Below are 1,036 nucleotides of genomic sequence, written 5' to 3'. Positions count from 1 at the left end.
GGACATGGATGTCCGTAGATGGAGGCGAAGATGCTCGAGTTCACCCCGCACCGGCCGACCCCGGCGGCGCTGGCGCGTCGGCTGCCCGAAGGGTTCGTGATGGGCACGGCGACCGCGGCCGCCCAGATCGAGGGCGCGGTGAAGATCGGCAATCGCAGTCGCAGCGTCTGGGACGCGTTCAGCGCCGAGCCCGGACGCATCGTCGATGGCAGTGACACCTCTGTGACGGCTGATCATTTCCACCGCTACCGCGAAGACGTGGCGCTGATGCGCGAGCTGGGATCAGATGCGTACCGGTTCTCGTTCGCTTGGACGAGGTTGCAGCCGCACGGGACGGGGCCGTTGGATCGCGATGGCGCAGAGTTCTACGATCGCCTCCTCGACGAACTCGGTGAGGCGGGGATCTCGTCGTTCGCGACGGTCTCGCACTGGGATCTGCCCGAGGAGTACGCCAGGGGTTGGCTCGATCGCGACACCGCGTACCGGCTCGGCGAGTTCGCGGGTCTGCTCGGCGAGCGGTTCGGCGATCGCATCGACGCGTGGATCACGATCAACGAACCGGCGACGGTGACGCTCAACGGCTACGCGCTCGGCCTGCATGCGCCCGGGTACACCCTGCTGTTCGATGCGCTCCCCGCCGTGCATCACCAGTTGCTCGGCCATGGGCTGGCTGTCGAGGCGCTGCGCGGAGCCGGGGTGTCGGGCCGTGTGGGCATGACCAACACGCACAGCCCCGTCGAGCCGGTCGCTGACACCGCTGACGACCACATGATGGCCGCGCTGTTCGACCTCGTGCACAACCGGATGTTCGCAGACCCCGTGTTGCTCGGCCGCTATCCCGAAGTACCGGCGGAGTTGGGCGCGCTCTTCGAGGTGTTCGATTCGGTGCCGTCGGGCGATCTCGACCAGATCCACCAGCCGCTCGACTTCTACGGGCTCAACTACTACCAACCGAGTCGGGTGGCCGCAGGTGCGGGCACCGGCGAGAGCCCCGATGGCACGAGTGAGGCGATGACGGGCCTGCCGTTCCGCCTCG

At 67.7% G+C, this 1,036-nt stretch carries 1 protein-coding gene; it reads left to right on the top strand.

What is annotated here, in order from left to right:
- Positions 1-30: 30 nt before the first annotated feature.
- Positions 31-1,036: glycoside hydrolase family 1 protein (locus ABD164_RS17950; RefSeq protein WP_344298073.1), on the top strand; the 1,006-nt coding region annotated here is incomplete at its 3' end.

The organism is Agromyces neolithicus (assembly GCF_039529735.1).
Lineage (GTDB): Bacteria > Actinomycetota > Actinomycetes > Actinomycetales > Microbacteriaceae > Agromyces > Agromyces neolithicus.
Note: the sequence above shows the minus strand (reverse complement) of the source record. Positions and strands in the feature narration are given on the sequence as shown.